This window comes from Avibacterium endocarditidis (genome assembly GCF_002921145.1).
Taxonomy (GTDB): Bacteria; Pseudomonadota; Gammaproteobacteria; order Enterobacterales; family Pasteurellaceae; genus Avibacterium; species Avibacterium endocarditidis.
Genome location: NZ_PQVI01000129.1, coordinates 1 through 13,661 on the forward strand (window position 1 = coordinate 1; position 13,661 = coordinate 13,661).

At 42.1% G+C, this 13,661-nt stretch carries 13 protein-coding genes; 4 read left to right on the forward strand and 9 right to left on the reverse strand.

From position 1 onward, the window contains the following. Window positions 1–35 precede the first annotated feature (35 nt). From frdD to frdA, 4 genes are read right to left on the reverse strand one after another with little or no spacing between them, the layout of a single operon-like run. Complete coding sequence (gene frdD, locus C3Z13_RS09600) at window positions 36–380, reverse strand: fumarate reductase subunit FrdD (RefSeq protein WP_103853252.1); 345 nt, start codon at window positions 378–380, stop codon at window positions 36–38. 11 nt (window positions 381–391) lie between these two features. Continuing rightward, on the reverse strand, window positions 392–787 hold the full coding sequence (gene frdC, locus C3Z13_RS09605; protein WP_103855772.1) for a fumarate reductase subunit FrdC: 396 nt from the start codon (window positions 785–787) through the stop codon (window positions 392–394). Window positions 788–799: 12 nt separating this feature from the next. After that, window positions 800–1,570: a succinate dehydrogenase/fumarate reductase iron-sulfur subunit gene (locus tag C3Z13_RS09610; RefSeq protein ID WP_103855773.1), complete on the reverse strand. Its 771-nt coding sequence runs from the start codon at window positions 1,568–1,570 to the stop codon at window positions 800–802. Continuing rightward, a complete protein-coding gene (frdA, locus tag C3Z13_RS09615; RefSeq protein WP_103855774.1) occupies window positions 1,563–3,362 on the reverse strand; it encodes a fumarate reductase (quinol) flavoprotein subunit in 1,800 nt (599 codons plus the stop codon). The genes C3Z13_RS09610 and frdA overlap by 8 nt, the downstream gene beginning before the upstream one ends. A gap of 293 nt (window positions 3,363–3,655) precedes the next feature. Here frdA and epmA point away from each other — a divergent pair, with 293 nt between their 5' ends. The 3 genes from epmA (at window position 3,656) to C3Z13_RS12445 (ending at window position 6,186) form a co-directional block, all read left to right on the forward strand. Beyond that, entirely contained in the window at window positions 3,656–4,627 is a 972-nt protein-coding gene (gene epmA / locus C3Z13_RS09620) for an elongation factor P--(R)-beta-lysine ligase (protein ID WP_103855775.1), read from the forward strand. Between the two features lie 466 nt (window positions 4,628–5,093). Then, window positions 5,094–6,065: a porin gene (locus C3Z13_RS09625; RefSeq protein ID WP_245872623.1), complete on the forward strand. Its 972-nt coding sequence runs from the start codon at window positions 5,094–5,096 to the stop codon at window positions 6,063–6,065. Continuing rightward, complete coding sequence (locus tag C3Z13_RS12445; protein ID WP_245872624.1) at window positions 6,040–6,186, forward strand: hypothetical protein; 147 nt, start codon at window positions 6,040–6,042, stop codon at window positions 6,184–6,186. The genes C3Z13_RS09625 and C3Z13_RS12445 overlap by 26 nt, the downstream gene beginning before the upstream one ends. A 78-nt stretch (window positions 6,187–6,264) precedes the next feature. Here the strand turns inward: C3Z13_RS12445 and rnb are convergent, their stop codons facing one another. The 5 genes from rnb to prfB all read right to left on the reverse strand — a co-directional run bounded on the left by rnb (window position 6,265) and on the right by prfB (window position 12,685). Continuing rightward, entirely contained in the window at window positions 6,265–8,244 is a 1,980-nt protein-coding gene (gene rnb, locus C3Z13_RS09630) for an exoribonuclease II (RefSeq protein ID WP_103855776.1), read from the reverse strand. 69 nt (window positions 8,245–8,313) lie between these two features. After that, complete coding sequence (locus C3Z13_RS09635; RefSeq protein WP_035685113.1) at window positions 8,314–9,102, reverse strand: SDR family oxidoreductase; 789 nt, start codon at window positions 9,100–9,102, stop codon at window positions 8,314–8,316. A 115-nt stretch (window positions 9,103–9,217) separates the two neighbouring features. After that, window positions 9,218–9,973, reverse strand: a complete 756-nt coding sequence (locus tag C3Z13_RS09640) for a Nif3-like dinuclear metal center hexameric protein (protein ID WP_103855777.1) — start codon at window positions 9,971–9,973, stop codon at window positions 9,218–9,220. Between the two features lie 62 nt (window positions 9,974–10,035). Continuing rightward, entirely contained in the window at window positions 10,036–11,544 is a 1,509-nt protein-coding gene (gene lysS, locus C3Z13_RS09645) for a lysine--tRNA ligase (protein WP_103855778.1), read from the reverse strand. Window positions 11,545–11,586: 42 nt separating this feature from the next. Continuing rightward, window positions 11,587–12,685 (reverse strand): peptide chain release factor 2 gene (gene prfB, locus C3Z13_RS09650; RefSeq protein WP_103855779.1). Its coding sequence is split into 2 segments (ribosomal slippage): window positions 11,587–12,609 and window positions 12,611–12,685, totalling 1,098 coding nucleotides; the frame shifts between segments, so codons are not numbered across the junction. Window positions 12,686–12,845: 160 nt separating this feature from the next. Between prfB and dsbC the strand changes: the two genes are divergently transcribed. After that, window positions 12,846–13,532 carry a bifunctional protein-disulfide isomerase/oxidoreductase DsbC gene (gene dsbC, locus C3Z13_RS09655; protein ID WP_103855780.1) on the forward strand — a complete coding sequence of 229 codons (687 nt, stop codon included), beginning with the start codon at window positions 12,846–12,848 and terminating at the stop codon, window positions 13,530–13,532. The last annotated feature ends 129 nt before the right edge of the window (window positions 13,533–13,661 follow it).

A 13,661-nucleotide genomic window follows, 5' to 3' on the forward strand; every position in this document is an offset into this window, starting at 1 on the left:
CCTTACGAAAAAGGTTTTTTATTTTCGCGTTTATCTTAAATGTGCCATACGGCAAAAATGGTTAAGATTGAAAATAGCGTAGCGAGTCCGTAGAAAATCACGCCTGCGGCTGGAATATGTACTTTAAAATCGTGCAAACCTAGGTGAACACGGTGAATGCCACACCAAGCAGGGAAGATTAGTAATGCAAGGAGTGCTAATTTTCCTATCCAAGTGCCTGCAAATGCGATGATATTGTCTGGCGAAACCAATCCAAATGGAAGTAAAAAGCCTAAAATCAGCACAAGAACAGGGAAGAATACGGCACTGATTGCACCGCCCGCACCAAATAATAACCATACAACAGGCTCATTCGAACGTTTTGGATTTTGTTTATTCATATTCTTATTTCCTATACGAGAATTAAGGTAATAATGCTAACGAAAGCGGTGATCCCCCAGAATACACGAGAGATCAATTTGGCATCTAGGCGTTCATTTTTCACAATAATATTAGCCATTTGTGGTGCCATATTAAAGAACGTGTAGCTATTTAATAATACTGCACCAAGGGTGATGATGTTTAAAATCACCACGATTGGGTTTTGCAAGAAATGAACAAAGTTTGTGGCGAATGTGCCATTGCCTAGGCAAATTAAGCCGTAAAATAGCTCTAAACAAAACCATAGGGTTGGAACGGCTGTGCTTTCACGCAATACATAGAATTTGTAAAAATCTAACTTTTTCCACCAAGTTGGTTTCACTTCACGCACATATTTTTTGCGTTTGCTTGCGGTTACTGTTGTCATTTTACTTCTCCTTTAGTTTTGCGGTTTTAACATTGCAAAAACGTAGTCTTTCGCACTTTCGATTTTGCCTTGGTTCACTGCGGAGGCTGGATTAACGTGTTTTGGACACACTTCAGAACAGTAACCCACGAATGTACAGCTCCACACCCCGTTATCGCCGTTAAGAATTTTCATTCGTTCAGCTTTACCGTGATCACGATTATCAAGGTTATAGCGATGCGCCAATGTAATTGCAGCAGGGCCGACAAATCCTGGATTTAAGCCGAATTGTGGGCAAGCTGCATAGCATAAACCACAGTTAATGCACATTGAGAATTGACGATATTTCTCTAGCTGTGCTGGGGTTTGTTTGGTGCGACTTTTCGCTAATTCCGCCGATGGGTGCGGTTTGCCGTCCAGCGGTGGGGCTTCATTACCGATAATGTAAGGTTTAATGCTTTCTAAACTTTCAATAAAGTGGCTGAGATCCACCACCAAATCGCGCTCAATTGGGAAGTTAGCCAATGGTTCAATACGCATATGCCCGCTGTAATCACGCAAGAATGTTTTGCAAGCGAGTTTTGGCTTGTTATTCACCATCATTCCGCAAGAGCCACAAATTGCCATACGACAAGACCAGCGGTAAGACAATTCAGGTTCAAGTTTATCTTTAATATAACCAAGTGCATCTAACAATGAGGTTTGGCTATCATAAGGCACTTGGTAAGTTCTTAAATAAGGTTCTTTATCTACTTCAGGGTTATAACGCAGAACCTCAATATTCATCATTGTTTGATTAGCCATTTGTTTGCTCCTTAGCTTTCGCTGCCGCTTCTTGTGCTTCAGCTTCCGCACCATAAACACGTTTTGCAGGTTGAGATTTTGTGATTTTCACTGGGCTATATTCAATGCGAGGCATACCGTCAGCATTGTAGAAAGCCAAAGTGTGTTTTAAGTAATTCACATCATCACGTTCTGTGTAGTCTAAGCGTTGGTGAGCACCACGAGATTCTTTACGCTCAATGGCTGAATTCGCAATAGATTGTGCTACATCTAAAATGTAACCCAATTCCACGGTATAAAGTACATTGGTGTTGAACACGCTTGAGCGATCAGCAATGCGAATGCGTTTATAACGTTCTTTTAGTTCAGCAATTTTATCAACGGTTTGTTGCATACTTTCTTGTGTACGATAAATACCACAACCTTCTTCCATTGAATCGCCCATTTCATCACGGATTTGTGACCAAGATTCAGTACCGTCTTGGTTATATAAATCTTCTAAACGTTGGATTACATCGCGCGCTTGTGCATCTACCGCTGTTTGGTTGGCAGGTGCGGCTTCAGTAGCTCGTTTTGCTGCATATTCACCGGCAACACGGCCTAACACAACTAATTCGGCAAGTGAGTTAGAGCCTAAACGGTTCGCACCGTGCAAGCCTGATGAAGCACATTCACCCACAGCAAATAAACCTTTAATACGGGTTTCGCTGTTGAAGTCCACTTCAATACCACCCATTGTGTAATGCACAACAGGGCGCACAGGAATTGGTGCTTTGGCAGGATCAACACCCTCATAAGCGTTAGCAAGTTCACAAATAAATGGTAAACGTTCGTGCAAATATTTTTCACCTAAATGACGTAAATCAAGGTGGACCACGTCCACGCCTTTTGCGGTTTTTAAGGTGTTGCCTTTACGCCATTCTTGCCAGAACGCTTGCGACACTTTATCACGCGGGCCTAATTCCATATATTTATTTTCAGGTTTACCGATTGGCGTTTCAGGGCCTAGACCATAATCTTGTAAATAGCGGTAACCGTCTTTATTGACCAAAATACCACCTTCACCACGACAACCCTCAGTCATCAAAATCCCGGTATTTGGTAAACCAGTTGGGTGATATTGTACGAATTCCATATCACGCAATGGCACACCGTGGCGATACGCCATTGATAAACCATCACCGGTTACAATACCGCCGTTTGTATTGAAACGGAATGCACGACAACCACCACCGGTTGCGATAATCACCGCATTGGCATTGATTTGCACCAATGTGCCTTCCATCATATTCATTGCCACCATACCACGAGCGTGGCCATCATCAACAAGAATATCTAACACGAAATGCTCATCAAAACGTTGAATTTGCGGGAATTGCATTGAAGTTTGGAAAAGAGTATGTAACAAATGGAAGCCTGTTTTATCGGCGGCGAACCAAGTACGTTCGATTTTCATACCACCGAAACGACGCACATTTACATCACCGTCTTGTTTACGGCTCCAAGGGCAGCCCCAGCGTTCTAATTGCGTCATCTCAACAGGGGAATGTTCTACAAAGTATTCCACCACGTCTTGCTCACATAACCAATCGCCCCCAGCTACGGTATCGTGGAAATGTTTATCATAAGAGTCTTCTTCCTTGATTACTGCAGCGGCGCCTCCTTCTGCAGCCACAGTATGGCTACGCATAGGGTAAACTTTTGAAACTAAGGCAATTTTAAGGTTTGGATTTGCCTGTGCTGCTGCAATTGCCGCTCGTAAACCACCGCCACCAGCGCCAACAATTGCAATATCGACATTAACAGTTTGCACGATTTCCTCCAATATAAAGTAGATGAAATGTCTAAGAAAAATTTCAAATCGTTTGAAATTTATTAGGGTATATCTATTTTGCCACGCTTTTATAAAAGAAATCAGACTTTTTTAGCAAAAAAAGGGAGCAAAGTTTCAAAGTGTGATCTAACTCAAAAAAGTTAGTGAATATTTTAGCCTTAATGAGAACTTTTCTCTTTTAGAATGAAGCGATTGCGTAAAAACCTTTCATTGTGTTGAAATATTTCAGGTAAAATAACCGCACTTTTTTCACAAAATGGCTCAGACAAATTATGACAGAAAATGAACAATGGCGACCAACGGCCAGTATTCAAAATTTATTAGCCCGTGCCAAAATTATGGCAGAAATTCGCCGCTTTTTTACTGATCGCGGTTTATTAGAAGTAGAAACCCCAATTTTGAGTGAATTTGGGGTAACAGATGTGCATCTTGCCACTTTTAGCACAGAATTTACTTCCCCTTTCAAGCATCAATCGAAAACCCTATGGCTTTCTACTAGCCCAGAATATCCAATGAAACGCCTACTTGCCGCTGGCAGTGGTGCGATTTTTCAGCTTTGCAAAGTGTTCCGTAATGAAGAGTCGGGCAGAAAACATAATCCCGAGTTCACAATGTTGGAATGGTATCGTCCACATTTTGATATGTATCGCCTGATTAACGAAGTTGATGATCTGCTACAACAAATTCTGGATTGCGAACCCGCAGAAAGTATGAGCTATCAATTTGCGTTCCAAGAATATGTCGGGCTTAATCCGCTTTCTGCTTCTCGCGAAGAGTTAATTGCCAAAGCGAAAGATCATCATCTGGAACAAGCGGAAAATGAAGACAGAGATACCTTGCTGCAATTTTTATTCAGCTCTGTGGTTGAACCGAAAATCGGGCAAGAACGCCCCGTCGCTATTTATCATTTCCCTGCAACCCAAGCGGCATTAGCACAAATTAGCTCGGAAGATCATCGCGTGGCGGAGCGTTTTGAGTTTTATTATAAAGGCATTGAGCTGGCGAACGGTTTTAATGAACTCACCGATGCAAATGAACAACGCCACCGCTTCGAGCAAGATAATCGCCAACGTGAAAAGCTCGGTTTACCAACTCGCCAGCTTGACGAACGATTCCTTGCCGCACTTCAAGTTGGCGTGCCAAATTGTGCAGGCGTGGCCCTAGGCGTGGATCGGTTAATTATGATTGCACTAGGCGCTGAAAATATCAGCGAGGTTATTTCATTTAATATAGAAAACGCATAGACACTCAAAAAACGCGTGAAAAACCACCGCACTTTAGTTTCAGATAAAAACTGAAGTGCGGTGGTTTTTCTTTCAAATTGTGATCTTTCTCTCATATTTGAAGAAAATATTCAAATAATTTTATTTTATGGAGCTATTCTTTCATTTCTCATTTGAAGTAATCAAAAAAACATTATTTTTCATATGGTTATAGAATTTAACTATCTTTCCTTTCTGGAGCATTCAAGTTGAAATCTATTTTTAGATCACATTTTTACTTCATTAGGGAGAAACTCTATCTTTTATAACATATTGTTTTTAATAGTGTTTCTTTAAATTGGAAAAAGTTTCCTATTTTTGACAGAAAAAAATAACCTACCTATATTATTTCCAACCGAAATTATTTTGGTTAACTAATATCAGGTTGATGGAAATTCAAGCTTTATTCTGTCGAGCATAATAAGGCCTTAAACAAAGGAAGTTCATTATGAAAAAGACACTTATCGCATTAGCTGTAACAGCAATGATTTCAGCCACCGCAAATGCCACCGTAATCTATGAAAAAGAAGGCACAAAAGTTGATTTAGATGGACGTATGCACTTTGAATTGCGTAATGATTCAGAGCAACGAAATGATTTGCGCGACATTGGCTCTCGTGTACGCGTAAGAGCATATCAAGATGTTGGTGCAGGATTTAAAGTGTTTGGTGGAGCAGAATTACGTTTCTCTCATGGTAACGGTTCTGCCAGCGCTATTGGTGGAAATCTCAGAACTCATCGTCTATTTGCTGGGGTAAGCCAAAAAGATGTGGGTACATTAACCTTTGGCCGTCAATTAAACTTAGGCGATCATATTCCTAAAGCAAATTATACTTATGATGGCGGCGGTAACATTTTCTTTGATGGTCATAAAAAAGCAGCAACATTTATGTCAAATAAATTTGCAGGTTTCCGTTTTGCCGCAGATTATTATTTTGGGCAAGCGAATAAAGCAAATCAAACCTCAAGTGGTACAACTGGCTGGGACGAAGGTCAAGGCTACGGTGTAGGCTTCTTCTATGATAATACTTTTGGTGATGTCGCTGTACGTTTTGGCTCAGGTTATTCATCAGTAACGCAATCAGAAGATGGTACAGAAGCAAAAGAATTTAAACTTAAACGTGGTGGTGTAGGCTTTGATATCACTTACGACAAACTCATCACATTAGGTTTTGACTGGGCATTTGGTAAAGTGTCTAAAACGGGGGTAGAAAGCGGTAATATTGGCTTCCAAAAAGTAGCGGGTTATAAAGCAACATTACATAAAAACAACCGTTTCTTAGTTGGCTTAAAAGTAATGGCAACTCCGCAAAATGCAGTTTATGGGGAATATTATTTCGCAACAGGTAAAAAAAGCTGCTCCAACAGCCGACTCATTGAAAATGCGTGGCTGGATGCTTGGTGTAGATCATCGCTTTAATAAAAACTTTGTTGTGTATCTTGAAGGTGGTAAAGGTAAAGTTAAACAAGGTGGTAAAGTACTTAACAAAGATGGAAAAGCAAATCACCGTGTTGCATTGGGAGCACGCTTCCTATTCTAATGTTAATGCTTTGATTTAAACCAATTATAAGAACGAGCCACTATAATTAATTATGGTGGCTCATTGTAGTAAAATAGCCTAAACCAAAACTTGTCCGATAATACTTCGTGTTTCCTCTTTCACTTCTGTGAGTAGCACTTGGATTTTATCACCGATTTTATAGGCTTTCTCGCCTTTGATATAAAGGGCGATTTCGTCTGGGTTTACCTGCATTTCTTCCTTGTTATTGTGAATGGTGGAAGCAGGGATAAACATTGACGCACCGTTTTCTAACAATAATACACGCAAGCCACCACGCATAACATCTTGGATTTCTGCGTCAAATTGAGCGTTACTTTCCACTTTGTCGGCTAAATAACGGCAGTATAGCCAGTCGGCAATATCTCGTTCAATTAAACGGTTTTGACGGCGTGCTTCTTGTAAGCGTTGCAGCACATCGTCTGCTGGTCTGTGATATTCCTGAGTAGTCAGGCTGGCTTTGATTAAACGGTGATTGACCATATCCGAATATTTACGGATTGGTGATGTCCAAGTGGCGTAGCCTTGCAACCCTAAACCAAAGTGCGGGGCAAGATCCGCTTTAAATTCGGCAAAAGTGAGATAGCGGCGCAGGCGCAGTTCAAGATAATCCCCTTCAATGGGTTCAATATCGTGACGCATACGGCAGTAACCTTCGAGAGTGGCCAAGTTTTCGCTAGAATAGCGATCTTTAAGTTCCGCTTCATTTTCTTCATTGGCTAATTGTGAAAGAAGAAATTGCTGTGCAGCCGCAAGATTTTTTTGATCAAAACCGCTGTGCGTGTTGAAAATGCCACATTGTGCCGTTTCATTGAGATATTGTGCTGCACAAATATTGGCTAAAATCATTGATTCTTCCACGATTTGGTTCGCAATGCGGCGATATTCTGCCACAATTTCCGCTACTTTGCCGTTTTCCGCTAATTTAAAGCTGTAATCCGGTTTTTCTTTAAATAATAAAGAGTGGGTTTTGCGCCATTGAATACGCGCAAGGGTAAATTGGTGTAGCAAATCAATTTGATTTTTTGTAGCAGGATCTTCTGGTTGCCACGCATTTTCTTGTTGTTCTAAATAATCTGAAACCTTGTTGTACGCCAACTTCGCCTTAGATTGTACATTGGCGGATTGGAAAACGGGGTTGTTACGAATATTGCCTTGTTGATCAATTTCAATGGTGCAAACCAACGCTGGGCGCATTTCATTTTCCATTAGGGAACAAAGCTCATCAGAAAGCTCACGCGGTAACATTGGAATGTTGAAACCTGGTAGATAATTGGTGAAACAACGCTGCTTGGCTTCTTGTTCAATCAGTGAATTTTCATCAATGTAAGCGGTTGGATCGGCAATTGCCACCACTAATGTCCAGCCTACGGCTTGGCCATTTTCTTCCAAGGTTTCGATATAAAGCGCATCGTCCATATCTTGCGTGCTTTCGCTGTCGATAGTCACGAAATGAAGTGCGGTCAAATCTTCACGAGTTTGTTGATCGAGCATTGTGTAGCTTTCTTGCCCTTGAACAGGGTAGCGCGATTGTTGATGGCGCGCGAGGGTTACCCACCAAGGGGCAAATTCATCGTCTTTTTGGCAAATGAACTGTGTGATTTGAGCGAACAAAAAGCGATCATCACGCAGTGGGTGCGTTTTTAATTCTGCCACCACCCAATCGCCTTCTTGCAGATCTTCCGTTACCGCTTTGGCTTTATTTGCGCCAATGGGTTGATTGATCTGTGGGTGATCCACCAACACTTGCAATTTTTTGTCTTTATTGAACCGCACTTTGGCGATAAAACGGGTTAGCATTGGCTCGAGCAATTCTTCTGGTTCGGCTTGTTCTTTATCGCCAATGGTTTCAATGCGCGCTTTGATTTTATCGCCGTGCATCACTTTTTTCATTGCAGCAGGGGGAATGAAATAGCTTTTTTTCTCTGTTTCTAAAAAGCCGAATGCCTTGTCTGAACCGCGCACCACGCCTTCAACCACAGGTTTGCTATCACGAATTTGCTGTTTTAATTGGGAAAGTAAGGGGTTATTTTGAAACATAATTATTTTTTCTTAATAAACGACAAAAGGCAGACGCATTGGTCTGCCTTATTTTTGTAAAAGTTAAAATTATTCCGCACCTAATTCGCTCATTGCGGTAATGCTGAAACCTGCATCAACGTGCAACACTTCACCCGTTACCCCTGAGGCTAAATCAGAGCATAAGAACGCTGCTGAATTACCCACATCTTCAATGGTTACAGTACGGCGTAATGGGGCGGTGTTTTCAAAGGTTGCTAACATTTTCTTGAAGTTTTTAATGCCAGATGCGGCAAGTGTACGGATTGGGCCAGCTGAAATCGCATTTACACGAATACCGTCTTTACCTAAATCTGCTGCCATTACGCGGGTGCTGGCTTCTAATGAGGCTTTGGCTAAACACATCACATTGTAGTTTGGAATGGCACGCTCCGCACCTAAATAGGTGAGAGTAACAAGCCCTGAATTTGGATTTAACATTGGACGTGCCGCTTGTGCCATTGCTACGAAGCTGTATGCACTGATGTCGTGAGCAATGCGGAAGCCTTCGCGGGTTGCGGCATTGACATAGTCGCCGTCTAATTGATCGCCCGGTGCGAATGCGATCGCGTGAACGAAGCCATCGAATTTTTCCCAATGTTTGCTTAATTCCGCAAAACAGTGAGTGATATTTTCATCGCTCGCTACATCAAGGGGAAGAATGATGTCTGAACCAAATTCTTTGGCAAATTCTTCTACGCGTGGTTTTAATTTATCGTTTAAATAAGTGAAAGCCAGCTCTGCACCTTCACGTTTCATTGCCGCAGCAATCCCATAAGCGATAGAGCGATTGCTCGCTAAGCCTGTAATTAAAATACGTTTACCAGTTAAGAAACCCATTTTTTATTCCTATTTGTGATGAAAAAATTGTGCATAGTATAAGGGAAAAGTGGTGTTTATACAAAGCTGACCTGAAAATTCGCAAAATTTACACCGCACTTTGCTTTCCCATTTTTTATGCGGGATTGTAAATATCTTTAAACTCCACATCAAAACCGTGATTTTCCGCGAGCCATTCGCCTAAGGCTTTCACGCCGTAACGCTCGGTGCAATGGTGGCCTGCAGCGAAGAAATTAATGCCTTGTTCACGCGCAGAATGAATGGTTTGCTCGGAAACTTCGCCCGTAATAAAGGCATCAAGCCCATGCTGTGCGGCAAGATCAATATAGCCTTGTCCGCCACCAGTGCAAATTCCCACGCTGTGGATTAAGTGCGGTGCATTTTCGCCACAAAAAAGGGGCTTACGCTGTAATTGCTGTTCAATGCGTTGCGCCAATGCTTCACCGCTAATCGGTGTTTTCAACTTGCCATAAACGGGAATGCTGAATTTTCCTTGTTCCAACGGTTGCAGATCTTCAATGCCAAGCAATGCTGCAAGCTGTGCGTTATTGCCCAGTTCTGGGTGAACATCAAGGGGCAAATGATAGGCATAAAGATTAATATTATTTTGCAATAATGCCTTGATGCGCTTGCCTTTCATTCCACGAATACAGGGATTTTCACTTTTCCAAAAATAACCATGGTGTACCAAAATGGCATCAGCATTTTGCGCAATGGCATAATCAATCAAGGCTTGGCTTGCGGTTACACCAGTAATGATTTTTTTCACCTGCTCTCTGCCTTCCACTTGCAAACCATTGGGAGCATAGTCAGAAATCGCCGCTGCGTTAAGTTTTTCGTTAAGAAGTTGTTCTAGGGCTAAATTATTCATTTTGTTGCCATTTCATAATAAAGGGAAAGATCATAGCTAACCTTTCCCTATTTGATTAAAAATTATCCTTTATGCTTCATCGCTGGGAATAAAATCACATCACGGATTGATGGGGCGTTAGCGAAAAGCATTGCTAAGCGGTCGATGCCTAAGCCTTCGCCAGCGGTTGGTGGTAAACCGTGTTCAAGTGCGGTAACAAAATCGTCATCTTTGAACATCGCTTCATCATCGCCTGCTTCTTTTGCTGCAACCTGCGCATCAAAGCGTTCAGCCTGATCTTCTGCATCGTTAAGCTCTGAGAAGCCGTTACCAATTTCGCGGCCACCGATAAATAGTTCAAAACGATCGGTCACTTCTGGGTTTTCATCATTACGGCGTGCTAATGGTGAAATTTCCGCAGGGTGAGCCATTAAGAACGTTGGCTGAATTAAGTGATGTTCTGCCACTTCTTCAAAAATGGCATTGACGATCGAGCCTAAGCCCCAAGATTTTTGTACTTCAATGCTAAGTTTGGAAGCCAAGGCTTTGGCACGATCGAGGTCGTACAGATCCTCTTTCACGATACCTTTATCCGAACCGTGTTTTAAGATCGCCTCGTGCATTGTGATTCGCTCGAACGGTTTGCCAAAATCAAATTCATAATCACCGTAAGGGACGATGGTTGTGCCTAAAATATCTAAGGCCAACTTGCGTAATAACTCTTCGGTGTTATCCATTAAATCGTGGTAGTCCGCATAGGCTTGATAGTACTCGATCATCGTAAACTCTGGGTTATGACGCACCGATACGCCTTCGTTACGGAAGTTACGGTTTAGCTCAAACACACGCTCAAAGCCACCAACAACAAGGCGTTTGAGATAAAGTTCTGGCGCAATACGCAGATACATATCAATATCTAAAGCATTGTGATGGGTCACAAATGGACGTGCTGCCGCACCGCCTGGGATCACTTGCAACATTGGTGTTTCTACTTCAATAAAGCCTTTGCTGATGAAATATTCACGCATTCCTGCAATTACTTTTGAACGGATAATAAAAGTGCGGCGAGACTCTTCGTTAGAAATAAGATCCAAATAACGCTGACGATAACGCATTTCTTGATCCGCGAGACCGTGGAATTTATCTGGCAATGGACGCAATGCCTTGGTTAAAAGCTGTACTTCGCTAGCGCGCACGGTAAGCTCATTGGTTTTGGTTTTGAATAGCGTCCCTTTCACGCCCACAATATCGCCCAAATCCCAGTTGCCCACGTCATCGGCATAAACGCCTTCAGGCAGGTTGTCGCGTGCAATATAAAGCTGAATACGGCCGCTCATATCTTGCAAGGTAACGAAAGTTGCTTTACCCATAATACGGCGTGTCATAATACGTCCTGCCACTTTCACTTCCACACCTTGTTCTTTCAAGGCTTCGCCATCAACCTCATCATATTGTTGATGTAAATCCTGCGCAAGCGCATCACGGCGGAAGGTATTGGGAAACGCATTGCCTTTTTGACGCAACGCCGCTAATTTTTCACGGCGAACCAGCATTTCACCGTTTAAATCTAATTCTTGGGTTTGTTCTGTCATTTTGTTTTACCTTTAAATTTCAGTGATTATTTTATTGTTCTATTATAGCCCAGCCTTCAAACTCGCCTCAATAAATCTGTCCAAATCGCCGTCTAGTACGGCTTGGGTGTTGCGGTTTTCTATGCCCGTACGCAAATCTTTGATGCGTGAATCATCTAACACATAAGAACGAATTTGGCTGCCCCAACCAATGTCGGATTTGTTGTCTTCCATTGCTTGTTTTTCCGCATTTTGCTTTTGTAGCTCCAATTCGTAGAGCTTGGCTTTGAGCTGTTTCATCGCCTGATCTTTATTTTTATGCTGTGAACGATCGTTTTGACATTGCACCACAATACCGCTTGGAATATGGGTAATTCGCACCGCACTTTCGGTTTTATTCACGTGCTGACCGCCCGCACCTGAGGCGCGATACACATCAATGCGTAAATCCGCAGGATTGATTTCAATATCAATATCGTCATCAATTTCAGGGTACACAAAAGCGGCGCTGAAAGAGGTGTGGCGGCGGTTGTTGGAATCAAACGGGCTTTTTCGCACAAGGCGATGAATGCCTGTTTCAGTGCGTAGCCAGCCAAATGCGTATTCGCCAGAAATGCGAATAGTGGCCGATTTTATGCCTGCCACATCGCCGTCTGAAACTTCCATTAATTCTGTTTTAAAGCCTTTGCTTTCCGCCCAACGTAAGTACATTCGCAATAGCATTTCTGTCCAGTCTTGAGCTTCCGTACCGCCTGAACCTGCTTGCAGATCCACATAGCAATCGGCACTGTCGTGTACACCGCTGAACATTCGGCGAAATTCAAGCCCTGCGAGTTTTTGTTCTAGCTCGTCTAATTCGGCGACAGCTTCGTTGAAGGTGGCTTCGTCTTCCGCTTCAATGGCGAGTTCAAGCAAGCCGTCCACATCGTCTAACCCTTGTTGCAGGTTGTTGATGGTATTCACCACGCTTTCAAGGCTGGCACGCTCTTTGCCGAGCGCTTGCGCTTTTTCTGGCCCATTCCATACATCAGGCTGTTCAAGTTCAGCATTGACTTCTTCTAACCGTTCGACTTTGCTATCAAAGTCAAAGATACCCCCTAAGGGTTGCCGTGCGTTCAGTGAGATCGGCAATTTTATTTTTGATTGGATTAATTTCAAACATAAATTCAGTTCTATCTAATTTTGCATATAAGAGCCGAATTATATGCTATTTTAGCCCAATTTGGTAGGTCAATTATGTTGAAAGCCTTTTCCTATTAGCTTGTTGATTGGGCTTGTGATAAAATCCGCCTTTCACAAGGAATAGACATCAGGAAAGAAAAATGAAGAAAATCATTACCGCACTTTCGTTAGCCGCGTTGTCCGTCTATGCCGTGGCAAGCGATGCACAAATTGAAGCGCAATTAAAAAAACTTGGCGTATCACAAATGGAAATTAAGTCATCGCCGATCAATGGCTTAAAAACAGTTATCAGCAACGAAGGCATTTTTTACGCTTCCGAAGACGGCAAATATGTGCTGCAAGGTCAGCTATATGAGCTAACTGATAAAGGTGCGGTGGATTTAACAGGAAAATTTTTGCTAGATAAATTAAATAGTTATAAAAATGAAATGATTGTTTATCCGGCAAAAAATGAAAAATATGTGGTAACCGTATTTATGGATATTACCTGCCATTATTGCCACTTATTACATCAACAACTTAGTCAGTATAATGATTTAGGCATCACCGTTCGTTACCTTGCATTTCCGCGCGGTGGCTTAAATAACAATACAGCAAAACAAATGGAAGCCATTTGGCAAGCGAAAGATCCTGCACAAGCTTTAAATGAAGCGGAAAAAGGCAACTTGCCGAAAACTTTGAAAAATGCTGATATCGTGAAGAAACACTATGAACTTGGTGTGCAATTTGGTGTGCGCGGCACGCCAAGCATTGTTACGCCGAAAGGTGAGCTTATCGGTGGTTATTTACCACCAAAAGAATTGCTTAAAGCCTTGCAAGAAGAATAGGTATAATACAAATTATGAAAAATTTCTTATATACCCATTTAATCTAGATGATCTTTTGTGGGTTCCCTTCAGTCTTGCCCGAATGGAAGTTAGATTTTTAGGCGAAAAAAATTGTAATTTTGTGTAGCG

Excerpts from the sequence above, each read along its gene's own strand:
- frdD (WP_103853252.1), bottom strand. The coding sequence starts at position 380 with ATGAATAAACAAAATCCAAAACGTTCGAATGAGCCTGTTGTATGGTTA.
- frdC (WP_103855772.1), bottom strand. The coding sequence starts at position 787 with ATGACAACAGTAACCGCAAGCAAACGCAAAAAATATGTGCGTGAAGTG.
- C3Z13_RS09610 (WP_103855773.1), bottom strand. The coding sequence starts at position 1,570 with ATGGCTAATCAAACAATGATGAATATTGAGGTTCTGCGTTATAACCCT.
- epmA (WP_103855775.1), top strand. The coding sequence starts at position 3,656 with ATGACAGAAAATGAACAATGGCGACCAACGGCCAGTATTCAAAATTTA.
- C3Z13_RS09625 (WP_245872623.1), top strand. The coding sequence starts at position 5,094 with ATGAAAAAGACACTTATCGCATTAGCTGTAACAGCAATGATTTCAGCC.
- C3Z13_RS12445 (WP_245872624.1), top strand. The coding sequence starts at position 6,040 with ATGCTTGGTGTAGATCATCGCTTTAATAAAAACTTTGTTGTGTATCTT.
- rnb (WP_103855776.1), bottom strand. The coding sequence starts at position 8,244 with ATGTTTCAAAATAACCCCTTACTTTCCCAATTAAAACAGCAAATTCGT.
- C3Z13_RS09635 (WP_035685113.1), bottom strand. The coding sequence starts at position 9,102 with ATGGGTTTCTTAACTGGTAAACGTATTTTAATTACAGGCTTAGCGAGC.
- C3Z13_RS09640 (WP_103855777.1), bottom strand. The coding sequence starts at position 9,973 with ATGAATAATTTAGCCCTAGAACAACTTCTTAACGAAAAACTTAACGCA.
- lysS (WP_103855778.1), bottom strand. The coding sequence starts at position 11,544 with ATGACAGAACAAACCCAAGAATTAGATTTAAACGGTGAAATGCTGGTT.
- dsbC (WP_103855780.1), top strand. The coding sequence starts at position 12,846 with ATGAAGAAAATCATTACCGCACTTTCGTTAGCCGCGTTGTCCGTCTAT.